At 59.9% G+C, this 21,039-nt stretch carries 21 protein-coding genes and 1 pseudogene; 15 read left to right on the top strand and 7 right to left on the bottom strand.

Going from position 1 to position 21,039, the window contains the following annotated elements; translation table 11 throughout:
* Positions 1-616 precede the first annotated feature (616 nt).
* Positions 617-2,452 carry an alpha-amylase family glycosyl hydrolase gene (locus tag AC15MQ_RS03010; protein ID WP_483079280.1) on the top strand — a complete coding sequence of 612 codons (1,836 nt, stop codon included), beginning with the start codon at positions 617-619 and terminating at the stop codon, positions 2,450-2,452.
* Positions 2,453-2,527: 75 nt separating this feature from the next.
* Positions 2,528-4,045, top strand: a complete 1,518-nt coding sequence (locus AC15MQ_RS03005) for a MarR family transcriptional regulator (protein ID WP_332335740.1) — start codon at positions 2,528-2,530, stop codon at positions 4,043-4,045.
* 427 nt (positions 4,046-4,472) lie between these two features.
* On the opposite strand, the gene AC15MQ_RS03000 is transcribed toward AC15MQ_RS03005, so the two are convergent.
* The 3 genes and pseudogenes from AC15MQ_RS03000 to AC15MQ_RS02990 all read right to left on the bottom strand — a co-directional run bounded on the left by AC15MQ_RS03000 (position 4,473) and on the right by AC15MQ_RS02990 (position 6,487).
* Positions 4,473-5,582: an IS91 family transposase gene (locus AC15MQ_RS03000; RefSeq protein WP_287665915.1), complete on the bottom strand. Its 1,110-nt coding sequence runs from the start codon at positions 5,580-5,582 to the stop codon at positions 4,473-4,475.
* A pseudogene (locus tag AC15MQ_RS02995) lies at positions 5,579-6,036 on the bottom strand (tyrosine-type recombinase/integrase). Before AC15MQ_RS02995 ends, AC15MQ_RS03000 begins: the two are co-directional and overlap by 4 nt.
* On the bottom strand, positions 6,002-6,487 hold the full coding sequence (locus tag AC15MQ_RS02990) for a site-specific integrase (protein WP_483079020.1): 486 nt from the start codon (positions 6,485-6,487) through the stop codon (positions 6,002-6,004). The pseudogene AC15MQ_RS02995 and the gene AC15MQ_RS02990 overlap by 35 nt, the downstream one beginning before the upstream one ends.
* A 272-nt stretch (positions 6,488-6,759) precedes the next feature.
* On the opposite strand from AC15MQ_RS02990, the gene AC15MQ_RS02985 reads away from it, so the two are divergent.
* Together AC15MQ_RS02985 and AC15MQ_RS02980 are read left to right on the top strand one after the other, a co-directional pair.
* Entirely contained in the window at positions 6,760-7,206 is a 447-nt protein-coding gene (locus AC15MQ_RS02985; RefSeq protein ID WP_483079186.1) for a helix-turn-helix domain-containing protein, read from the top strand.
* A 37-nt stretch (positions 7,207-7,243) separates the two neighbouring features.
* Complete coding sequence (locus AC15MQ_RS02980; protein WP_483079185.1) at positions 7,244-7,762, top strand: IS630 family transposase; 519 nt, start codon at positions 7,244-7,246, stop codon at positions 7,760-7,762.
* A gap of 136 nt (positions 7,763-7,898) precedes the next feature.
* Here AC15MQ_RS02980 and AC15MQ_RS02975 read toward each other — a convergent pair whose 3' ends face one another.
* Positions 7,899-8,693, bottom strand: a complete 795-nt coding sequence (locus tag AC15MQ_RS02975) for a PEP-CTERM sorting domain-containing protein (protein WP_483079279.1) — start codon at positions 8,691-8,693, stop codon at positions 7,899-7,901.
* A gap of 1,021 nt (positions 8,694-9,714) precedes the next feature.
* On the opposite strand from AC15MQ_RS02975, the gene AC15MQ_RS02970 reads away from it, so the two are divergent.
* From AC15MQ_RS02970 to AC15MQ_RS02930, 9 genes are all read left to right on the top strand, one after another.
* Positions 9,715-9,957, top strand: coding sequence for a type II toxin-antitoxin system Phd/YefM family antitoxin (locus tag AC15MQ_RS02970; protein ID WP_287665422.1), 243 nt, complete (start codon positions 9,715-9,717; stop codon positions 9,955-9,957).
* Complete coding sequence (locus AC15MQ_RS02965) at positions 9,954-10,217, top strand: Txe/YoeB family addiction module toxin (protein ID WP_287665419.1); 264 nt, start codon at positions 9,954-9,956, stop codon at positions 10,215-10,217. Before AC15MQ_RS02970 ends, AC15MQ_RS02965 begins: the two co-directional genes overlap by 4 nt.
* A gap of 137 nt (positions 10,218-10,354) precedes the next feature.
* Complete coding sequence (locus AC15MQ_RS02960) at positions 10,355-10,834, top strand: type II toxin-antitoxin system VapC family toxin (protein ID WP_483079278.1); 480 nt, start codon at positions 10,355-10,357, stop codon at positions 10,832-10,834.
* Positions 10,827-11,039, top strand: a complete 213-nt coding sequence (locus tag AC15MQ_RS02955) for a hypothetical protein (RefSeq protein WP_483079277.1) — start codon at positions 10,827-10,829, stop codon at positions 11,037-11,039. Before AC15MQ_RS02960 ends, AC15MQ_RS02955 begins: the two co-directional genes overlap by 8 nt.
* Positions 11,040-11,336: 297 nt before the next feature.
* Positions 11,337-11,573: a DUF4160 domain-containing protein gene (locus AC15MQ_RS02950; protein WP_483079276.1), complete on the top strand. Its 237-nt coding sequence runs from the start codon at positions 11,337-11,339 to the stop codon at positions 11,571-11,573.
* Positions 11,554-11,868, top strand: coding sequence for a DUF2442 domain-containing protein (locus AC15MQ_RS02945; protein ID WP_287665406.1), 315 nt, complete (start codon positions 11,554-11,556; stop codon positions 11,866-11,868). The genes AC15MQ_RS02950 and AC15MQ_RS02945 overlap by 20 nt, the downstream gene beginning before the upstream one ends.
* 115 nt (positions 11,869-11,983) lie before the next feature.
* Positions 11,984-12,376 carry a VOC family protein gene (locus tag AC15MQ_RS02940; protein ID WP_483079275.1) on the top strand — a complete coding sequence of 131 codons (393 nt, stop codon included), beginning with the start codon at positions 11,984-11,986 and terminating at the stop codon, positions 12,374-12,376.
* A gap of 333 nt (positions 12,377-12,709) precedes the next feature.
* Positions 12,710-13,171 (top strand): methyltransferase family protein, encoded by a 462-nt coding sequence (locus AC15MQ_RS02935; RefSeq protein ID WP_483079274.1) that lies wholly within the window; start codon positions 12,710-12,712, stop codon positions 13,169-13,171.
* A 94-nt stretch (positions 13,172-13,265) separates the two neighbouring features.
* On the top strand, positions 13,266-13,961 hold the full coding sequence (locus AC15MQ_RS02930; protein WP_483079273.1) for an aspartate/glutamate racemase family protein: 696 nt from the start codon (positions 13,266-13,268) through the stop codon (positions 13,959-13,961).
* 117 nt (positions 13,962-14,078) lie between these two features.
* Here the strand turns inward: AC15MQ_RS02930 and AC15MQ_RS02925 are convergent, their stop codons facing one another.
* The 3 genes from AC15MQ_RS02925 to AC15MQ_RS02915 form a co-directional block, all read right to left on the bottom strand.
* The gene (locus AC15MQ_RS02925) at positions 14,079-14,651 is read right to left on the bottom strand and encodes a Uma2 family endonuclease (protein WP_483079667.1); all 573 of its coding nucleotides are present in this window, start codon (positions 14,649-14,651) and stop codon (positions 14,079-14,081) included.
* Positions 14,652-14,733: 82 nt separating this feature from the next.
* Positions 14,734-17,811 (bottom strand): efflux RND transporter permease subunit, encoded by a 3,078-nt coding sequence (locus tag AC15MQ_RS02920; RefSeq protein ID WP_483079272.1) that lies wholly within the window; start codon positions 17,809-17,811, stop codon positions 14,734-14,736.
* Positions 17,808-18,968, bottom strand: coding sequence for an efflux RND transporter periplasmic adaptor subunit (locus AC15MQ_RS02915; protein ID WP_483079271.1), 1,161 nt, complete (start codon positions 18,966-18,968; stop codon positions 17,808-17,810). The genes AC15MQ_RS02920 and AC15MQ_RS02915 overlap by 4 nt, the downstream gene beginning before the upstream one ends.
* A gap of 331 nt (positions 18,969-19,299) precedes the next feature.
* Between AC15MQ_RS02915 and AC15MQ_RS02910 the strand changes: the two genes are divergently transcribed.
* The gene (locus AC15MQ_RS02910; protein ID WP_483079270.1) at positions 19,300-19,632 is read left to right on the top strand and encodes a hypothetical protein; all 333 of its coding nucleotides are present in this window, start codon (positions 19,300-19,302) and stop codon (positions 19,630-19,632) included.
* Between the two features lie 118 nt (positions 19,633-19,750).
* Complete coding sequence (locus AC15MQ_RS02905; protein ID WP_350497178.1) at positions 19,751-20,842, top strand: alkene reductase; 1,092 nt, start codon at positions 19,751-19,753, stop codon at positions 20,840-20,842.
* Positions 20,843-21,039: the final 197 nt, after the last annotated feature.

Below are 21,039 nucleotides of genomic sequence, written 5' to 3'. Positions count from 1 at the left end.
GGCGTGATCAGGGTTTCGACGCTCCAATCATGCCAGAAATGGCCGCCTGCCACCCCATTGCCAACCGCTTGCACGGAAAAATTCGGCTGAATAGCGAGTTTTGCAAGAGGCTCCATGCTGAAGCCATAGGCCAATCACCACAAATGATCAAGTTATTTTTGCTTAACGCCTAAGGCGGTCTTTGACAACCTCAATGCGCTCGCCGCCTATGTCGCCACGGACGCGCTCATCGATCCGGATTCGGCCTACAAGATCAACCGAACCCTGGCGATCGACAAGATCAAGCGACAGATCGGCCGCTGGTTGCTAGCCGCCGCCACCCCGCGTCGCCTCAAACCGCTGCTTGAGGAGCTCGCTTTGAACCTTCAGAAGTTCGTAGCCAACCGTTCTCGACCTCGAAAGCCCCAGCCCAAACCACACCGATCCCATGCCTATAAGCGGACATGACAAAATGCTAAGTTGTGAGGATGGGGGGGCACTCTGAGAATCGCGATGTAGGCCAACCCAGAATTGGAAATTGACTGCGGCCCCGGCTTCACCCACAATCCTAAGAAAGCCTTTGCATTTCCTATCCCTCCTTTCGATGAAGAGAATGACTGAAATAGGAGACGAGCAGATGAAGAACTTAAAAGTATGGGCGCGTAACGCTCAAAGCGTGGAACTCGTAACGAGAGACAAGCAGTCGTTCGCGCCACCGATCCTGCTAGAACGGACAACCGCTCAGTATCGGGGCGCGACGATGGACGGATATTGGCAACTTCCCCTCCAACACCGCCAGGCCTTCCCACTCAACGACGGAGACGGGTATTGGTTCAAGATCTTGATCGAGAACGGCGAGACCCGCTACCGTGTCGACCCTTATGCCCGAGCCTTGAACCATAGCGAGTCTTATTCGATCTACAAGGACCCGGACCAATTTCAATGGACTGACAGTGGGCACCGCCCTCCGTCCCGCGGCCAGATGGTAATCTACCAGCTCTTTCAAGGAGGTTACGTCGGGCGCGGCGACGAAAACTGGAAGGATCCTGCTGGAAACAACTACCACTTCGGATGGGGCCCCGCGAGGAAGGGGAATTTTCCTCAGCTTCGCAACAAGCTCGACTACATTCAGACCCTCGGCGTCAACACGATCGAGATCCTACCCATCAATGAGTTTAATGGGGACAGCTACATCGGGTACGCCTCGGTGACGTTCTTCGCCATCGAGTCCTCCTACGGCAACGTAGTAGGCGACGGCAGTTCGTACGACGATCTAAAAACATTCATCAACCACGCACACGCTCGCGGCATCTCGGTCATCGCCGACGTGGTGTTGAACCACTTTGGGCGCGCCGGCGATTCAGGCCCCCTATGGAACTTCGACTCGACCACGAAGAACATCTATTTCAGCGGCGAGGAAGCGTCGAATCAGGCGGGCGGTACCTTTGGCATGGCCCCAAACTGGAAGAGTTACGAGGTGCAGAAGTACATTGAGGATGCCTGCCGGTACTACCTCGAAGAACTCCACTTCGATGGGCTCAGGTTCGACTTTACTTCCCAGATTGTGAACAAGAACGCAGGGGCAGGAGACAACAGTGGAAGCGAAGTGCTGCGCAGGCTGGTGCGCGGTCTCAAAAAGACCCACCCGGAGAAAATTTTCATGTGTGAGCATTGGGACGAGTACACCGGGAGTTACAGCCGCTGGATGATGGAACACATCGGCTTTGACTCGGGATGGTTCAACTTTCGGCAGCCGGTGCAAAAGGCCCTTGAGCCGTTCGCCCAGGGTATCGAAGGTAACCTTGCGCATGCCATCAACGGCGGTAACTACTCTCATTCACACAGCCGGGTCATTTATGCCAACAACCACGACGAGTGCTGGTGGGATGGTGGACCAAACCATAACAAGTATTACCCGGTAAGTCAGTTTGGCTGGCGAGGCGACTATTGGTCCAAGAAGAAGTCGCGGATGATGTATGCTCTTAGCTTCTTCGTCCCGGGGATCCCGCTGTTCTTCATGGGCGATGAGTTTGCCATGGAGGGCAGCTTCAACGATGCCAGGAAGGACCATATCCTCAATTGGACTTTGGAAAAGCTCACCCCCGGTCCTGAATTCAAGGCCATGTTTCGGAGCCTGATCGAGATTCGACAGACCTACGATCCGCTTACTCGCGACGGCGCTACGTTTGAGTGGCTCCACTACCCCAATGACGGATGGTTCGCCTTCAAACGGAAGTGGAACGCCGCTGTGCTCATCGTGGCTGGCAATTGGACTGGCTTAGACATGCTCCACTACGCGGTCTCCACAAACGGCGAGACTGGCAACTGGAGTCAGATCTTCAACAGTGATTCGACCCATTTCGGCGGGGATGGAGTCGGCAACTATTTGAACAACCCAAACTCAGGAGGGGGAACGATCACGATCAACATTCCCAAAAATGGGATCGTGGTGATGGGAAGGACGTCGTTGTAGGACCTAAGCCGGCGAAGCCGGAACCAAACAGGTTGAGATTTCTGTCATAGCCCAAACGGAAAAGCGGAGGCGACCATGACACAGATGCTGACCGATCGCTATCACGAGCGGCTTGCCGGAACACTCTCCTGCTACGACCGGATCGTGATTACGGGCACGTTGCCGGGCGCGTGCTACGCGGCGGGGATGACGAGTTTTCTCAATGCCCGGCACATTCGCATTTTTGACTACCCGCGCTTTGCCGAACCGCTGCGTGATCGCATTCGTGAAGCCGCACAGGCTCTGGCGACCGCGCAGGGAGCGCGAATCGAGCACGTGGCCAAGGCGCACATCCGCAAGGAAGACCTCGTTGCCGCGGTGCTCAAGGACCGTGGGGATCATCCAGGATTGGTGCATGTGCTCTCCGCCATGGAAGCCTGTGACGCCTACGAACCCTGGCACGACAAGCAAAGTCACCAAACCTTTCTGCGCCATACCTCGGGCAAGTGCCTGCACTACTACTTCTACTGGATGGACGAAACCCTCGGACTGATCTACCTGCGCGTGCCGACGTGGAGTCCATTCCGGCTGCAGTTCTACTGCAATGGCCACAGTCGGTTGGCACACTCGCTGACAACGGCAGGTATCGACTACGCGATGGCGGACAATGCGTTCATCCGTATCACCGATTGGGAACGGGCGCAGCAACTCGCGGACGCCTTCTCGCCAGACACCCTGCATGCGCTTCTGGACCACTACGCCGAGCAGTGCTGCCCAATTCTGGATGTCTTCGGACAGTCTTATCACTGGAGCCTGATGCAGGTCGAATACTCTACCGATCTGGTGTTCCGCTCCGACGCCATCCTGAAGTCGCTCTACGAGGAACTCTCCCGGCAGGCCATCTTCTCGGTCAAGGCCGAGCAGGTCGCCAGTTTCCTGGGCAAGAAGATCACGCCGCAACTGGCACAGGAACTCGGCAGCCGCTTCACGACGCGTATCGAGGGCACCTGCATCAAGCACCATTTTGGCAAGGTATCGGTCAAGATGTACGACAAGTTCAACCGTGTGCTGCGCCTGGAAACCACGACCAACAACGTTTCCTTCTTCAAGCACCACCGCAAGGTGGAACATCGGGATGGTCACGAGTCGCGCGAGATCGCCCCCCTCCGAAAGACCATCTACAGCCTGATCGACTTGCGCGAGATCCTGCTCGGCTGTAACCGCCGCTACCTCGAATACCTCTCCGCACTCGACGACTTTTCCGCCGGCGATCGTAACCTGCATCGGCTGGTCAACCCCAAGACGGTCAACGGCCATACCCTCAAGGGCTTCAATTTCTTCGATGCCACTCAGCAGGCCCTGCTGCGGGCGCTTCAGCGTCCCGAGTTCAACATCCGTGGCATCCGCCGTGCCGACCTCGTCCCCTTCTTGCGCCAGATCTCGCCGGCCAGCATCACGCGCCAGCTTTGGCGCCTGCGCCAGTTCGGTCTCATCAAGAAAGTCGTTCATGGCTATCGCTACTACCTGACCCGTCTGGGCCGCTCGACCATCGCCGCCGCTTGTCGAATCACTGAACAAACCATCGTCCCGGCTCTCGCCCACGCTACCCCGTAACTGAATCTGCTCAGGAAATGTAAAGATCTGAGTCATAAGTGACTAACCCATGTTTAACGGGCCAAGAAAAACCTATCGCTGAATCAATTACTTGCGTGCCAGGAAAGTAACTTCTCAAAAACCCCAGGCATAACGAATAAGGATAGATCGTGCGAAGCCACGATCTGATCCGATTGTTGGACGAGCCCGTGGGGAGCCGACTGGGCCGCCTAGAAAATATGTTTTTGGGAAGTCTCCTGGCTGAACATTCTGCCCAGCTGGCGGGAACTTGAACCTGGTTCGAATGCCTGCCGTTGGGACAGACGATGCCCCATCTGGGCGGTGGTGGGCGAAGAACCCCGGATGGGCGCCGACTGGAGGCGAACCCGCATCTCAGCTTGCGGGCGCTGAAGTCCCGTGCCACTCCAGGGAAGGTTCTCCTACACGATCAGGGGTTCCCTTCGGCCGCGATGGAGATGGGCAGCTGCCCCGTGAACGGCGAAGGAATGCGCGTTCGCACGATCGCCATCACGGCTCCACAGCAGGTGCACAGAATCGGCGCCCGTTGCTTGACCCAGGCCAAGGTCTGACCAGGAACGCACTTCAGCAGCACGTGCAGCAAGGCGATCACGTGCTTGCAGTTGGGATGCAAAAAGCCGAAGTTGCGCGCCCGCCGGAAGCCCTTCGGCAAGACATGCTGCAGGACCAGCCACAGGAACTGAGCGCCGGACACGGTCCGCCGCTCCCTCCTCGTCGTCTTGGCGTTGCGATAGCGGAAGCTCACCTGCCCGTTGGCGCAGGCGACGATATCGTTCTCCTGAATGACACCCCGATAAAGATAGCGCCCCAGATAGATGAGGGCCGACTCGCCGCTGCCCACCGACTTGCAATCCACCACCCACTCCTGGGGATAGCGAGCAGGAAGCGTCAGCCCGGCCGTTTCGATCGCCGCCAGGATCTTCGCCCGAAAGACCTTGGCCAGAGCCTTGTGGTTGAACAGATAGCCCCCTTTGGCCTTGCCTCGCGGCTTGGTTCGCCATTGCTTTTGCTTACCGTCGACCACTGCCGCAGGCATGACGAGATGGACATGCGGGTGATAATCCAGCCGGCGCGTGTTCGTGTGCAGCACCGCAGTGGCACCCGGCGTCCCCTGAAGCGGTTTGTCGTTCTGGCTGAAGGTACGCACCGTCTCCCAGCTACAACTCATGAGCAGATCATAGACGACGTTCTGGTGCGCCCAGGCCAGCGTCCGGAATTCGGCGGGCAGGGTGAAGGTCAGCAGAAAGTACTCGGCGGGCACCTGCTTCTTCAACTGACGTTCCAGCCATTGCTGACTCTCATGATGCTGGCAGTGCGGGCAGTGGCGGTGGCCGCAGGAATGTGGCACCAGTTTCTGATGCTCACATGCCGTGCATTTGACCTGCATCATGGGGCTGGCCTGCGTGCGGCAATGTTTCATGGCCGCGAGTGCGCGGTAGTGATCAGGCGTGAGTTGATCCCGGTATTGCGCCAGGAAGTCCGCCTCGAAGGTGTCAATGACGGTAGCCAGGCGGATCATTTGACCTGCCCCCAGGTGATGGAGAAGCCATCCATCAGGCCGTTGATCCGTGCGATGGCGTGATGCTTGGTCTGGTCGGTCAGATGGGTGTAGCGAGCGGTGGTCAGAATCGAGTGATGGCCGAGGAATTTCTGCACCTCGATCAGATCGACGCCAGCCTCGATCAGGTGGGTCGCGTACGAATGGCGAAGGCTGTGGGGGGTGATCTTTTTTTTAGCCCGCAGGCCTCGACTACCCGGTGCAAGGTGGTCTGTACGCCACCGGGGTCCATCGGCGTCGTGGCGGTCGCCGCGCCTTTCAGGCCGTCGTGGCGACTGGGAAAGAGCAGGACCGGGTTACGATGCACCTGCCAGAAGCGGCGCAGGAGTTGATGGGTCGCTTGCGGCAGCGGCACCAGACGATCCTGGTTGCCCTTGGCGTCACGGATATGCACGCGCCCGCGTGCGCCATCGATGTCGCCGACCTGCAGCCGCAGCCCTTCCCCCAGGCGGCAGCCCGAGGCTATAGAGCGTGAAAAAGAACACGCGGTAACTGAGCACCCGCGTGCGGGTGATGATCCGCTGGGTTTCATCGACCGTGGCGATGTCGGGTAAGCGCTGACTTCTGGGCGGCTTGATCAGGCCGGGCATCGCCCAGGGCCGGCGCAAGACGTGCTCGTAGTAAAACTTCAAGCCATACAGATCGAGCTTGACGGAACTCCACGAGTGCGACGCCACCAGTTCGGTGAAGTAGTCCAGCAATTGCTGCTCGGACAGTGCGTCAATCTGATGATCAAACCGCTCGCCGATCCGCCGGATGGCGCGCGAGTACGCCTCGATGGTCTTCGGTTGCAGCCCCTTGAGGGTCAGGTGTTGCAGATGCCGTGCGTAGTTGCGATCAAACGTTGCTTCCGGTGATGTGCTCATCGTAACATGACCTCCAGTTTCGTCAGGGGAGAGTCCCTCGTTCGAGGGGTGAGGTCATATTCTGATGCGAGCGCATCGCCACCGGATCCTCCGCGCAGCGGCTTCGTCCAACCCTACGCTCAAGCGGGACTGCGCAAAAGTAGGAGTAATAGGGTAGAGTAGCGGAGCAAAAGGGGCCAGGCTCGAATTACGCTAAGCGCTTCCTGATAAATATTTCGAGTTAAGCCAGTATGCCTGCATACTGTCCGCTCCAACCTCCCGAATGCCTCGCCATGTCCCGCAGAGCCAAAACGTTGACCCTCACAGCACAAGAGCGCCAGCAACTGACGCAGGTAGAGGAGCGAGGCAGTGACTGGCGCGAACGCCGGCGAGCCCGGACCGTACTTCTCCTGGCTGAAGGAGGGTCCCTTGACGGAGTGGCGAAACAGCAGAAGCTCCACAAGGAAACCGTAGCCAACCACAGGGATGCCTGGCTGGCCAGGGGGTTCATCGGGCTGCGCGACCTGCCGCGCAGTGGTGCCCCTCGCAAACTATCGGAAACGTATCAGCAGGTACTCTGCGCCTGGGCGACGGCTGATGCCTGTACGGCCCCCCAGTTGAGGGACCGCCTGTCAGAGGAACATGGCGTACAGGTTTCGGTGGGAGTGGTTCAGGCGGCCTTGAAAGAGAAGAACTATGTCTGGAAAAGGACCCGGCACAGTCTAAAAAAAACGGGATGAGGCGAAATTTCGAGCAGCCCAGGTAGAAATAGATGAATTGCTTGAAAAAACAAAGCTTGGCGAACTCACGTTATCGTATATGGATGAAGCCGGCTTTGTGCAGACCCAGCCCAATCGGAGCGCCTGGACCGAGACAGGAGAGGTGCACCGCATCACGGCCGCGCGGGGAAAGCGTCTGAATGTGATGGCCGCGTTGATCTCGACGGGTGAATTGTTCACGGCCAAGTTCTGGGAGACAACGACCGCAGCTCTTTTTGGCGGCTTCCTCGGTCTCCTCCTGGAAAGCGTCGGCAGACCCCTGACGGTGATTCTGGACAATGCTTCCATCCACAAGGCGAAGGAAATCCAGCCCCTGTTGGCCCTGCTGAAAGAGAAGGGCCTCACGCTTTACTTCCTGCCACCCTACAGTCCGGAACTGAACCGCGTCGAGAAGCTCTGGCACAAAATGAAGTACGAGTGGATGGCCTTCAAAGCACGGAACTCTGCCGGGCTTGAGGCTGACGTCGACAAAATTCTGGACGGTTTCGGCTCTCATTATCGAATGACTTTTTGCTAGGCGCTTACCGAATTTCGACGTTCATATTTTCAGCAAGAACTGCTCTTGCGACCCGGCAGACTCCGTTACCGGCTTTCTCGGAATTTAAATCGAGCCTGGCCCCTTTCCGATTAGGAGCCCCTAAAGATCAAAGCACTTACTCGAGAGCGCTTACGAAACAACGTCCCAAAACCCCCAAGCCAAGCGCAGCAAATAGCAAACAAAGCGTGCCAGGTTCCGGCACTGAGGCAACGTTATCGCGTACAAGAATGGCACTCACATTTGAGCCCTCAAAATCATCGGGACTTTGAAAGTCTGGAATGATCTGTGTCATGGCGTATATAGTGGGCTCGATTGTGCCGTCGCTAATAATATAAGCGGCGACAGCAATAATTCCGACTTTCGAAGGATCTTCGCCTAAATCGTCATACCATCCTTGCGTCACAATACCAGTGACGGAGGTATCCCAAAGGCTCCTTGTGGAGCGCGGATCTGGTGGAGCACCGAACGAGACGTTGATTCCAAGCAATTCAATAATATTATATGCCGCGTTGTAAGCCTGCGTTCCGTAATTAAACGTTGTATAGCCATTTTGATAATTCAATATCGCCAGAGGCCCAACATAGTCCGTGATAAGCTGATTAATCTCCTCGCCGTTTGCGTACCTCCAGCCATCTTGTACGTAGCCACCAAAGCCCGACAAAACCGAATTGTAGGACTGCCCCGCAAGCGGAGTGTTGTGCAGCCAATCCAGTCCGGTATTCGTATCCGTCGCATACGCACCGTTGTTGATTAGAACTGCGTTTGATACAGAAGACACACCAAAAAGCAGTACAAATATCAAATAACAAATTTTTGCCCTAATTTTAGCAAAAATATTTAATGTTCTTGTATTGAAAAGAATAATAGATATCAATGCTATAAAGTGATGCACATCACGTAGGAAATTCATTGGGAAACCCTCACCCTCGTTAAAACAATAGGGGCTATAAAAAAGGCTATAATACGACTAAGAAAATAACACATGCATTACGTGATTCACTCAGAGTCAAAGCCAGATAGTGGCAGCGTAGTGCTTTCGAGCAACAATGATCCCAGGATTCTGTAGTAACAGAAATATATGTATATCCAGACTTTCAACGGAGGAACTTTGCTGGCACATGACTGGCTGCACCCATTGGAATTCTAAACCTGAACGGCTAGAAAAAGATACGCGTTTAAGTAACCTTAGCGGGCAATAGGGGTCACCCATTAGCCGGCCCGTGCCAAGCGTGCAAAGCAAGGCCTCGCGTTGCTATCGCGATACCGTTTTGAGAGAGCAAAAGGGGCCAGGCTCGAATTACGCTACCGAATTACGACGTTCATATTTTCAGCAAGAACTACTCTTGCGACCCGGCAGACTCCGTTACCGGCTTTCTCGGAATTTAAATCGAGCCTTGCCCCTTTCCTAAATCGAGCCTGGCCCCTTTCCGCGTATGCCTTTCCGCGTAAACAGCCTGGCCCCTTTTCCGCGTACACCCGCCAGTTACGCCGCCTGTATCAGGAACTCGGCGTGCGCGGCGCCATCGCCTTCATCCGGAATTCCTGCGCCGCCCCCTGGCTCGATCCTGCGCGGATGCGCGTGCTCCTCGCCCAACCGTTCCTGCTGCAACTCGAATAACCTTGTCCGGCCCTGCCCAAGACCGCTTCCCAAGCACGGCGCTCTCAGCGCCGGCAAAGGCTCGCCTCGCGATCGTACCGGAGCTCCTACCACCTCTCAACACCCTCTTCACGGACCCCACACCACCCGCGCATCCAGCGCTCACTTGCCGCCAACACGCCGCAATCTGACCGCCACAGCGGCGAAAGCGCGGGTTTCCAGCAAACGCCTCCGATTCGGCACGGTCATGCGTCAGGGCTGGCCTCTTGATTGGCGCATTGACGTGACGTACGGAAAAGCGTACCGTTATGGCTTCACCTGAAGGAGATCAAACATGGCTGCCCTTACCGCGAGCGAAGCCCGCGCCAACCTATACCGCCTTATCGACCAGACAGCCGAATCACATCAGCCTATCCATATTGCGGGAAAGAGGACGAGCGCGGTTCTCCTATCCACTGAAGACTGGGACGCCATTCAGGAAACACTCTACTTGCTCTCGATCCGTGGCATGCGCGAGTCTATCAAGGAGGGTATGGCCGAGCCTGTTGGCAAGAGTGCCAACAGGCTTAAGTGGTGAGTTGGCAGGTCGTCTATTCGAAGCACGCACAGAAGGACGCCAAGAATCTGGCGGCTGCCGGCCTCAAGGACAAGGCGCTGGATCTGTTGGCGGTTCTCGCTGCGGACCCGTTTCAGAATCCGCCACCCTATGAAAAGCTCGTTGGTGACCTCGCCGGCGCCTACTCGCGACGCATCAACATTCAGCACCGTTTGGTCTACGAGGTCTTTGCCAAAGAGCGCATTGTCCGTGTCCTTCGCATGTGGTCGCACTACGAGTAGAGGCCCAACCCGGCGTTGCAGGGGGCGCTGCGCGATGAAGCCGCGCAGCGCCCCTGTGCTCAAGCACAAAGGGGGCCAGGCTCGATTAAGGAGAGCAATAGGGGGCAGAATACGGCTTATGCAAAAGGACTGAATACTTGAGACGCAAAATCTACGTCGAAACGTCTGTTATTAGCTACCTGACAGCACGCCCCAGCAAGAACGTTATCGAAGCAGATCATCAGCAGAGCACTTACATCTTCTGGGACCGGCGTAGCGAATTCGACTTGGTGGTGTCGGAACTTGTTGTCACTGAATGTGGCGCTGGCGATGCCTCAGCGGCGAACAAGCGGCTCGACGCGCTCTCGGCAAGACCACTGCTAGACATTACGGCCCGGAGCGTTGAACTGGCGAAAGGACTAGTTGCCGCGGGAATCGTCCCGGCCAGGGCAAGTGAAGATGCTTTGCATATTTCGATTGCCACAGTTCATTTCGTGGATTATTTGCTGACGTGGAATTGCCGGCATATTGCTAACCCTGAAATTCAGGCGCGTATCGCTGAACACTTCCAACAACAGGGCTCGTTCTTGCCTTTTATTTGCACACCTGACGAACTCTTGGGAGACGAAAATGGCTGACAGCATCATTCGCGAAGTACGTGCGATACGTGAGCAGCACGCAGAAAGTTTTGACTTCGATCTCGACCGTATTTATGCCGATCTTCAGGCCCGCCAGATCAAGCACGCAGCCGAGGGGTGGACGATCATCCCCACTCCTGTCATCGCGCCAGCGGAGCCCAACTCGGCATTGCAGCGGACTCGCTTCGCTCACCGCAGAATTTGACGTTGAACTAAACCGCTGACGCGGTGGTGGGGAGACCCACCGTCGCGTTGCTGTTTCTGAATGATCGTCCTGAGAAGGCGCAGTTTTTCACACTGAACGTCATCAAATCGATCTTCATCATTGGGAATGTTCCCGATCTGGATGAGGAGAACGAGATGACCGAACTGCGCAAGCGGATGAGTGACGCAAGGAGAGTCTTTGTTGATTCTGATTCCACTAGCGGAAGCATACAGCCGACGCGCTGCGCGCGAGGTTGGTCTTGGTCGTTAGGCACATGGCGTCCCGAGGATAGTCCGAATGCCCACTGTCTTGCGTGTCGGAGCGTATCGGTTTTTCTTCTACGCCAGTGATCGAGGTGAGCCCGAGCATATCCACGTGGAGCGTGAAGACAGCATCGCCAGGTTCTGGCTCGACCCGGTTCGTATTCAAAGCAGTGGAGGCTTCTCACGAGTCGAAATCAGCCGAATTGAGAAGCTCGTCGAGAAGCATCAGTCTGAATTGATGGAGGCTTGGAATGAGTATTTCCGCGATTGAAATCGAGATTCCCCTCGCCCAAGCCGTGAGGGTCACTCAGGATTCTTTGCACGTCGATCTTGCTGACGGGCGGACGATCTCTGTTCCGCTCGCATGGTACCCGCGCCTGCTGCATGCCACGGCTGATGAACGAAAGAGCTGGCAGTTAATTGGAATGGGTCGAGGCATCCATTGGGAGGCTCTTGACGAAGACATTAGTGTGGAAGGTCTGTTGGCGGGAAGAGCCTCTGGAGAGAGCCAGACCTCGTTGAAGAAATGGTTGAACTCACGATCATCGGGCCTGACCGGCGCTTAGAGCGGACCGGCCGCAAGCGGCCTGAAAAAGCATCGCCGCTTTCGGCCGATCCGTTCAAGCTTGACGTTAAGCCGCCCGGCGCACCAAGATCGCTGATATCAAGAAGGAAAATATCATGATCAAGCAAGTATTCATCAATCTCCAGGTTGCCGACCTTCAGAAATCAGTTGCCTTCTTCGCGGCACTTGGATTTTCGAAGAACCCACAGATGTCCAGTGACGCTGGCGCATGCATCGTCATGAGCGATGCAATTTTTGTCATGCTGAGTACGCACGACGGATTCCGAAATTTCACGCCGAAATCCATTTGCGACACAAAGACAGCCGTTGAGGTTCTTGTCTCGCTCTGTTGTGAAAACCGTGAAGAAGTCGATGGCCTCGTCGCCAAAGCAATTGCATCTGGAGGCTCGACCTACGACAAGCCGGAAGATCTTGGTTTCATGTATTCACATAGCTTTGTCGATCTGGATGGCCATGGTTGGGGGCTTTTCTGCGTGAGAGAGACATAGGCACGGCAATGATTTGCGCATTATTGACTGAGCCAAGGCATCTCGCTCGCGAAAAACTCATCGCCCAGCGAGCAGCCTGAATGCTTAAGCGTAGCGCCATGAGGGGCTGTCCCCTGTTTTCAGCCTTCGTCGGTTTCGTTCCCGGTTTTCCCGGTGCTCATTCCCAAGGTGGACGCTGGATGAAGTCAACCACAACCTGGCGAGGCCAGACTGAAGGCGGCCGGCGTGCAGGTTATAGCTGCCCCCGCCAATCCGGCAAGTTTGCCTCACACTGCATTGCAGCGGATTCGCTTCGTTCACCGCTGAATTTGTCTACAGGCATCACCGACACCCATGCAGTGGCTTGAACACAAGATTCCGCCTCCGGTCGTTGGCGCACTCGTGGGCGTGGCGATGTGGCTCGTTGCGCCTTTTGGCCCAGCGCTGGCGCTTGCTGCAAGCACTCGGCATGTCGCCGCAGCAGTCCTGATCGCCGTAGCCCTGGCGTTCGATATTGCGGGTCTGCTGGCCTTTCGCGCTTCGCGAACCACCATTAACCCGCTCACGCCCGATCGGGCGTCGGCGCTGGTCACCGGCGGGGTCTACCGAATCACCCGGAATCCCATGTACGTGGGCCTGTGCTTCATCTTGTTGGCCTGGGCCGTACATCTCTCGGCGTGGCTGCCCTTCCTGGGCCCGCCCATCTATGTCCTGTGCATCACGCGCTACCAGATCCTGCCGGAGGAGCGCGTTCTTCGTCGCTTGTTCGGGGAGCAGTACGTCCAGTACACCGCCCGTGTCCGGCGCTGGCTGTGACGCCAACCCTTCGCAGGAGCCGACTCGCACCAACATGGCGCTCGCGCCTCGGATTAAACCGTCGGGCGTCCCCGGAACTCACAAAGGAGCATTCTTGAAGACCATTGGCCTTATTGGTGGCATGAGCTGGGAATCAACCATCCCCTACTACCGCATAATCAACGAGACGATCAAGGAACGATTGGGCGGACTCCATTCGGCGAGGATCGTTCTCTACAGCGTAGACTTTCAAGAAATTGAGCGCCTGCAGCAGGCCGGTAACTGGGAAGCCGCCGGAATAATTCTGGCCGATGCGGCGCGTTCACTCGAGGCGGCAGGAGCCGCCTTCCTGGTTTTGTGCACCAATACCATGCACAAGGTGGCGTCCAGCATTGAGGCTGCCGTGGCCATCCCGCTGTTTCACATTGCCGATCCAACCGCCACCGCAATCAAACGCGCGGGCCATTCATCCGTTGGCCTGCTTGGCACGCGGTTCACCATGGAACAAGCCTTCTACCGCGACCGATTGAGCGAGCAGCACGGCCTTCGGGTCATCGTTCCTGGTGCGGAAGATCGCGCAGTTGTCCACCGCATCATTTACGAAGAGTTGTGCCTGGGGATCGTCAGGCCGGAGTCTCGCAGCGCGTATCGAGGAGTCATTGAAAGGCTTGCCTCCCAAGGGGCACAGGCCATCATTCTCGGATGCACTGAGATTTCGCTGCTGGTCGATCAGCAGGACTCACGGGTTCCACTTTTCGATACCGCAGCCATTCACGCACGAATGGCTGCGGAAGCAGCGCTATCCCCGTGACGACCCACCCCGCGGTCAACCGGAAGCCCAGCATCGCCGGCTTCCGCGAATCCATCCAGTTCAACCCTGGCGTCGATGACTGCCCTGTCAATGCGCCAGCCGGCACCACGCGACGCATTACGCCAACAGCTCGGTTGGCGTAACGAATACACCCGGCACCAACAGCGGCGCGATCGCGTCGACGGCGGCCGGCGTGCGGATCAGGCCATAATTGTTGCCGGCCGGTTCCCTATGCACCGTCATTTCGCCGGTATTGGCATCCAGTAGCCAGACTTCCGGGATGCCGTGGCGGGCATAGCAGCGAAGTTTCACCTCGCGGTCGTATTTGAGCGTGCTGTCGGACACCTCGACGATCAACAGGATGTCGGGCGGGCCGGGAAGCCTGTCGAGGTAGTTGTTCCGCGTGACCAGGGAGATATCCGGCAGCGGTTCGCTGTTGTCGCCAAGCTGGATCGGATTCTGGACGCGCACCATGTAGCTCGCGCGTGGCCCGCCGCCCAGCAATTCCGCCAGGCGATCGACCAGAAACGCATGCTTGCAGCCTATCGGCGCCATGTCGATCAACTCCCCATCGATCAATTCGATACGGTCGGTCTCGTCGAGCACACCGGAGCGTGCCATAAGGTGATATTCCTCCACCGACCAACGATGATACTGAACGGCCGCGGATTCGCGAGCTTCTTCAAGCATGGTGGACATGGCGCCTTCCCGAAGTCATGGGCGAAGAGATGATAGTCCTGCTATTCGTCTGCCGGCAATGGCTCCACCCCTTTCATCCGGCGTCGATGAGCACTTCGCCTCCTCCTGCCACCGCCTCCTTCCGCCTCGCCAGCAAGGTATACACCGTCGGCACGACGAACAGCGTGAACAAGGTCCCCAGCAGCAGGCCGCCGACGATCACCCAGCCAATCTGTTGCCGGCTCTCGGCGCCGGCGCCGCGGGCCAGGGCCAGGGGGATCGTCCCCAGCACCATCGCCCCGGTGGTCATCAGGATCGGCCGCAGCCGCAGGACCGAAGCCTCGATCACCGCCTGCCTGATCGCGCTCCCCCGCTCCTGCAACTGGTTGGCGAACTCGACGATCAGGATGCCATGCTTGGTGATCAGCCCGACCAGCGTCACCAGCCCGATCTGGCTGTAGACGTTGAGCGTGCCGCCGCTGAGCAGCAGCGCCAGCAGCGCGCCGGTCATCGACAGCGGCACGGTCAGCATGATGATGAACGGATCGCGGAAGCTCTCGAACTGGGCGGCAAGCACCAGGTAGATGAAGGCCAGCGCCAGGATGAAGGTCAGCGCCAGCGACGACGACGAGAGCTTGAACTCGCGCGACTGGCCGGCATAGTCGATCGCATAGCCGGGCGGCAGCACGCGCCCGGCGGTCTGTTCGAGGAACGTCAGGGCTTCGCCCATGGCGTAGCCCGGCGTCAGGTTGGCGGTGAGGGTCACCGCCCGCCGCTGTCCGAAGTGGTTGAGTTCGCGCGGACTGACCGTCTCGTTCACCCGCAGCAGATTCGCCAGCGGGATCATGCTGCCGTCCTTGGCGCGGACAAAGATGTCGCGAATGTCCGACGGCGTGGCCCGGTCGATGTCCGCGACCTGGACGATCACGTCGTATTGCTCGCCCTCGCGCTTGAAGCGGGTCACCTGGCGGCCGCCGAGCATGGTTTCCAGCGTCCGCCCGACGGTTTCGATCTGCACGCCGGTGTCCATCGCCTTGTCGCGATTGACGATCACCGACAGTTCGGGCTTGTTCAGCTTGAGGTCGGTATCGACGTTGGTGAAACCGGGATTCTTCGCCACCTCGTCGAGGATCTTGCGGGTCATCTGTTCGAGCTCGGTATAGGACGCCGAGGTGACGATCACGAAATTGACCGGCCGCTCGCGCGGACTCTGCCCGAGCGACGGCGGCAGCACCGGAAAGGCGAGCACGCCCGGGATGCCGCTGAATTTCGGGAAAAGCTCCTTGACCACCGCCGCCGAGTTGCGTGTCCGCTGGCTCCAGTCCGTCAGTCCGACGAAAGAGATGCCCTGGCTGACAGTCGGGTTGCCGGCGACGACGAAGTAGCGCTCGACGTCGGCGGTCTGGGCATAGATGTTCTGGAGCTGCGTGGCGTACTTTTCGGTGTAGTCGAGCGTCGCCCCCTCGGGCCCGAGGAACACCCCGAGAATCACGCCACGGTCTTCGATCGGCGCCAGTTCGGACTTCAGTGCGCCGAGCAGCAGCACGTTCGCCCCCGCGACCAGCGCAAAGGCCAGCATCACCAGCCAGCGCCGTGCCAGCGCGGCGGTGAGCACGCGGCGATAACCCGCGGTCACCCAGTTCAGGAAGTTCTCCACCCGGACGTAGGCCTGGCCGTGCCGCGTCTCGTGCTTCAGCAGCAGCGAGCACATCATCGGTGACAGCGTCAGGGCGACGAAACCCGAGACCAGCACCGCCCCGGCGAGAGTCAGCGCGAACTCGACAAACAGCTTGCCGGTGCGCCCGGTCATGAAGGCCACTGGCGCATACACCGCGGCCAGGGTGATGGTCATCGCCACCACCGCGAAGCCGATCTCCTGCGCGCCCTGGAACGCCGCCTGCCGGCGCGGCATGCCCTCCTCGATGTGGCGGTAGATGTTCTCGAGGACGACGATGGCGTCATCGACGACGAGTCCGATGGCCAGCACCAGCGCCAGCAGGGTCAGGGTATTGATCGTGAACCCGAGCACCAGCATCAGCGCGAAGGCACCGATCAGCGACACCGGGATGGTCACCAGCGGAATCAGCGTCGCCCGGAAATTGCGCAGGAAAATGAAGATGATCAGCAGCACCAGCAGCATCGCCTCGCCGATGGTCTTGAACACCGCGTCGATCGAACGGTCGATGAACACCGACGAATCGTAGGCGACGCTGGCGGTCATTCCCGGCGGCAGTTCGCTGATTACTTTCGGCAGTTCGGCGCGCAGCGCGCGCGAAAGTTCGAGCGGATTGGCCGTCGCCTGCTTGATCACCCCGAGCGCCACCGCCGGCCGGCCGTTGAAGCGCACGCTGCTACGCTCCGAGGCGGCGCCGATTTCGACCCGCCCGAGGTCGGCGATGCGCACCGGGTAGCTACCCTTGGCATCGGCCGCCTGCTTGACGATGATCTCGGCGAACTGCGCCGGCTCGGAAAGATCGGTGCGCGCGACCACCGAGAATTCGCGGCTGCGACTCTCGATGCGGCCGGCCGGCACCTCGACGTTCTGCCGCCGCAGGGCCTCCTCGACATCCTGCGGCGTCAGGGAGAAGGCCGCCAGACGGTCACGATCTAGCCAGATGCGCATCGCAAACTTGCGCTCGCCGAAGACGCGCACGTCGGCGGCGCCGGGCAGCGTCTGCAGGCGCGGCTTGACGATGCGATTGGCGATGTCGGTGACCGCAAGCGCCGAATGCTGGTCGGAGGAAAACGCGATCCAGATGATCGGATTGGCGTCGGCCTCGACCTTGGCGATCACCGGTTCGTCGATGTCCGTCGGCAACTTGTTGCGGACCCGCGAGACGCGGTCGCGCACATCCGAAGCCGCCGAGTCGGGGTTGCGCTCGAGCTTGAAGCGCACCGAGATCTGGCTGTTCTCCTGGCGCGAGATCGAGGTGATGACGTCGACGCCTTCGATGCCGGCCAGCGAATCCTCCAGCGGCTTGCTGATCTGCGACTCGACGATTTCGGCGGAGGCCCCGCGATAGGTGGTATCGACGGTGACCACCGGTTCGTCGATCTTCGGGTACTCGCGCACCGGCAGACGGGTGTACGAGACCAGCCCGACCAGCATGATCGACAGCGAGAGCACCGTCGCAAACACCGGGCGACGAATGCACAGATCGGAGATTTTCATTTGCCCGGCCCCGCCGTCGCGGCCGTGGCCGCCGGCGGCGGCGTGCCGGCGGCGCCATCGCCGACGACGCGCACCGCCGTCTCATCGCGCAGCTTCATCTGCCCGGCGGTGACCACCTCGTCGCCGGCGCTCAGACCCTCGACCACCTCGACCTGCGCATCGCGGCGCAGCCCGGTGCGGATCGGCGTGCGTTTCGCCCGGCCATCGATCACGCGGTAAACATAAGGCGCCTTGCTGTCCGGCACCACCGCCTGTTCCGGGATCAGCAGCACCTGGTTGCGCTGCTCGAAGATCAAACGTACACGTACGAACATGCCGGGGCGCAGCCGCGCTTCGCGGTTCGGCAGATGCGCGCGCAGCGAAATGGCCCGCCCGCCCGCCTCGACCAGGGGATTGATCGCGTCGAGCACCGCCGTGAACACCTCGCCGGGCAGCGCGTCGCTCGACACCTCCAGGCGCTGCCCGGGCTTGAGTTGCGCGAGGTACGATTCGGGCAGGCGAAAATCGATCTTCAGCGTGCTGATATCCTCGATGTTGATCAGCTCCTGCCCTTCCTTGACGTAGTCGCCGACACTGATGTTGCGAATGCCGACGATGCCCGAGAATGGCGCCAGCAGACGCATCTTGTCGAACCTGGCCTGCGCCAGCGCCAGCGCCGCTTCCTGGACCTTCAACGCCGCCTGGGCGTTGTCGAGCGCCTGCTGGCTGATGAATTTCTTCTCGAAGAGATCGGCCGTGCGCTGGTAATTGCTGCGCGCGAGGCCGAGGTTGGCGCGGGCCTGATCGAGTTCCGCGGCCTGCGTCGCGGCGTCGAGCACCAGCAACAGCGAACCCTTGCCGACCGCCGCGCCGTCCTGGAAGTTGATCGACGCGATGCGGCCCGCGGTCTCCGGGCGCATCACCACCGACTCGTTCGAGCGCAGCGAACCGACCGCGCTGGCGTCGAGCGCGAGCGCAGCCGCCAACACGCGCGCCGTCTCGACGGGAAGCGCCTGGGCCGGCGGCGCGGTGCCCGACTTCGCCGCACTGCCGCCAGGCACCGCCGGCAACGTCGGGCCGGCCGTGCCGCGAAAGCCCGTGTAGGCAAGATAGCCGAGCCCGAGAAGGCCGGCCAGGGCCAGGGCCAGCACCAGAAAGCGCTTGTTGCTGCTCGACATGTCGATCCGAATCTTCCGCCGCAGCGGCTCAATGAAGGGAGTTCACCACTGCCGTGCCCGGTGGCCCGGCAGGCGGCGAAGTGTAGCGAAGCCCGATGATATCGGAAAGCCCGCACAACGCACGCCTGCCGGGCGCCGGCCCAGCGGCGGCGCTTGTTTTCCTGCGCCTTACCGCGACATTGTTGGCAAAACGGGGGGCTTTTTCGGTTCAACTCCGGCAGGCGCGGTGCTAGAGTCCCGCTTGTCGTGTTCGTCGATTCGATTGCCTGTCGATTGTCTGACCGCCCGTTCCGGTGCATTGGCGTGCGGTCACCGAAACGGGAGTGGGTCAATGAGAATACCAGCCGAAGTCATACCACCTGTCGCCAACCTGAACAAGGAGATCGAAGGCGAAAGGAAAACAGAACCCGTCGGCGGCGCCGCCGGACTGCCCGACGAGGTTTCGGCCTCGCCGGATGGCCAGGCGCCACCGTTCGCGGAACGGGGCAAGCGCCGGCAGGCGGCAACGTCGCCGGTCGTTCACCAGCAGCAGGAACCGCCGCCGCAGGCCGAGCGACGACAGGCCGAGCGCCGTTCGGAAAACCGGCCGGTCCTGCTCGACACGCGCACGCAGCGCGGCCGTCGGCAAGCCTCCGGGGATCAGCGCATCAATATCAAGGTCTGAGCGCCGCGCCGAGCTTTCGCTGGTATCCTTGACGGATTCCGGGTCGCGTGCGCGATGGCCTGCCCCCGTCGCTCGCCAGAGCGTACCGCCCCCCGTTTCACTTCCTCAAGGACTCCGCATGCGCACACTTTTCAGCCCGCTTCGCGTCGGCGAAATCGACCTGGCCAACCGCATCGTCATGGCCCCGCTGACGCGCAACCGCGCGGCACCCGGCCAGGTGCCATCGACCCTCGCCATCGACTACTACCGGCAACGCGCGACCGCCGGACTGATCATCAGCGAGGCGACGCAGATCAGCCCCGCCGGCCAGGGCTACCTCGACACGCCGGGAATCTACAACGCCGAACAGGTCGCCGCATGGCAGCGGATCACCACCGCCGTGCATGCCGAAGGCGGACGCATGGTCGCGCAGTTGTGGCACGTCGGGCGGATCTCGCATGTCTCGCTGCAACCCGAGGGTCAGGCGCCGGTGTCGTCAACCGCCCGCCGCGCCGACACCAAGACCTTCACCAGCAACGGCTTCGTCGACGTTTCGACGCCGCGCGCCCTGCGCACCGACGAGATCCCGGCGCTGATCGCCAGCTACCGACACGCGGCGCGTTGCGCGCTCGACGCCGGCTTCGACGGCGTCGAGGTGCATGGCGCCAACGGCTACCTGATCGAGCAGTTCCTGCGCGACAGCATCAATGACCGTAGCGACGAATACGGCGGCTCGATCGCCAACCGCGCGCGCCTGCTGGTCGAGGTGATGCAGGCCGTCGCCGGCGAGATCGGCGGCGGCCGCACCGGATTGCGCCTGTCTCCGGTCACCCCGGCCAACGACGCGGCGCAGGACAGCAACCCGCAGGCTTTGTTCGAACATGCGCTGACCCAGCTCGCGCCGCTGCAACTCGCGTTCATCGAAGTGGTCGAGGGCCAGACCGCCGGCCCGCGCGATTTCGCGCCCTTCGATTACGCCGCGCTGCGCAGCCGGTTCAACGGCCCCTGGATGGTCAACAACGGCTATCAGCGGCAGATGGCGCTCGACGCCGTCGCCACGGGCGCGGCCGATCTCGTCTCATTCGGCCGCCCGTTCATCTGCAACCCGGATCTCGTACGCCGGCTGCGCGAAAACGCCGCCTGGAACGCGCTCGACCCCAGCACCCTGTATGGCGGCGGCGCCAAGGGCTATACCGACTATCCGACGCTCGACGAACCGGTGACCGCCTGACGCAGCACTGACCGACTCCCCGAGGCCCGGCCGTGCATGCTTGAGACTCACGCATGGCGCCCTGAACCCTGACCTTGAGTTTTCGGGACGCGCGCCCGACTCTCCGAACCTCAAGCGTGAGTCTCTGTGCCTCACAGGCGACTTTCCGAGCCTCGACCTTGAGTCTCTGCACCTCGCAAGTGACTCTCCGAAGCTCG

This window comes from Candidatus Accumulibacter propinquus, from assembly GCF_056856495.1.
The sequence above is the reverse complement of the archived record's forward strand: the minus strand, read 5'-3'. Positions and strand labels throughout refer to the sequence as shown.

Coding starts and splice junctions, on each gene's coding strand:
- AC15MQ_RS02970 (WP_287665422.1), top strand. CDS start 9,715: ATGGCTGCCCTTACCGCGAGCGAAGCCCGCGCCAACCTATACCGCCTT.
- AC15MQ_RS03010 (WP_483079280.1), top strand. CDS start 617: ATGAAGAACTTAAAAGTATGGGCGCGTAACGCTCAAAGCGTGGAACTC.
- AC15MQ_RS03000 (WP_287665915.1), bottom strand. CDS start 5,582: ATGATCCGCCTGGCTACCGTCATTGACACCTTCGAGGCGGACTTCCTG.
- AC15MQ_RS03005 (WP_332335740.1), top strand. CDS start 2,528: ATGACACAGATGCTGACCGATCGCTATCACGAGCGGCTTGCCGGAACA.
- AC15MQ_RS02905 (WP_350497178.1), top strand. CDS start 19,751: ATGCGCACACTTTTCAGCCCGCTTCGCGTCGGCGAAATCGACCTGGCC.
- AC15MQ_RS02945 (WP_287665406.1), top strand. CDS start 11,554: ATGAGTATTTCCGCGATTGAAATCGAGATTCCCCTCGCCCAAGCCGTG.
- AC15MQ_RS02935 (WP_483079274.1), top strand. CDS start 12,710: ATGCAGTGGCTTGAACACAAGATTCCGCCTCCGGTCGTTGGCGCACTC.
- AC15MQ_RS02950 (WP_483079276.1), top strand. CDS start 11,337: ATGCCCACTGTCTTGCGTGTCGGAGCGTATCGGTTTTTCTTCTACGCC.
- AC15MQ_RS02915 (WP_483079271.1), bottom strand. CDS start 18,968: ATGTCGAGCAGCAACAAGCGCTTTCTGGTGCTGGCCCTGGCCCTGGCC.
- AC15MQ_RS02920 (WP_483079272.1), bottom strand. CDS start 17,811: ATGAAAATCTCCGATCTGTGCATTCGTCGCCCGGTGTTTGCGACGGTG.
- AC15MQ_RS02925 (WP_483079667.1), bottom strand. CDS start 14,651: ATGCTTGAAGAAGCTCGCGAATCCGCGGCCGTTCAGTATCATCGTTGG.
- AC15MQ_RS02990 (WP_483079020.1), bottom strand. CDS start 6,487: ATGAGCACATCACCGGAAGCAACGTTTGATCGCAACTACGCACGGCAT.
- AC15MQ_RS02910 (WP_483079270.1), top strand. CDS start 19,300: ATGAGAATACCAGCCGAAGTCATACCACCTGTCGCCAACCTGAACAAG.
- AC15MQ_RS02975 (WP_483079279.1), bottom strand. CDS start 8,693: ATGAATTTCCTACGTGATGTGCATCACTTTATAGCATTGATATCTATT.
- AC15MQ_RS02940 (WP_483079275.1), top strand. CDS start 11,984: ATGATCAAGCAAGTATTCATCAATCTCCAGGTTGCCGACCTTCAGAAA.
- AC15MQ_RS02955 (WP_483079277.1), top strand. CDS start 10,827: ATGGCTGACAGCATCATTCGCGAAGTACGTGCGATACGTGAGCAGCAC.
- AC15MQ_RS02985 (WP_483079186.1), top strand. CDS start 6,760: ATGTCCCGCAGAGCCAAAACGTTGACCCTCACAGCACAAGAGCGCCAG.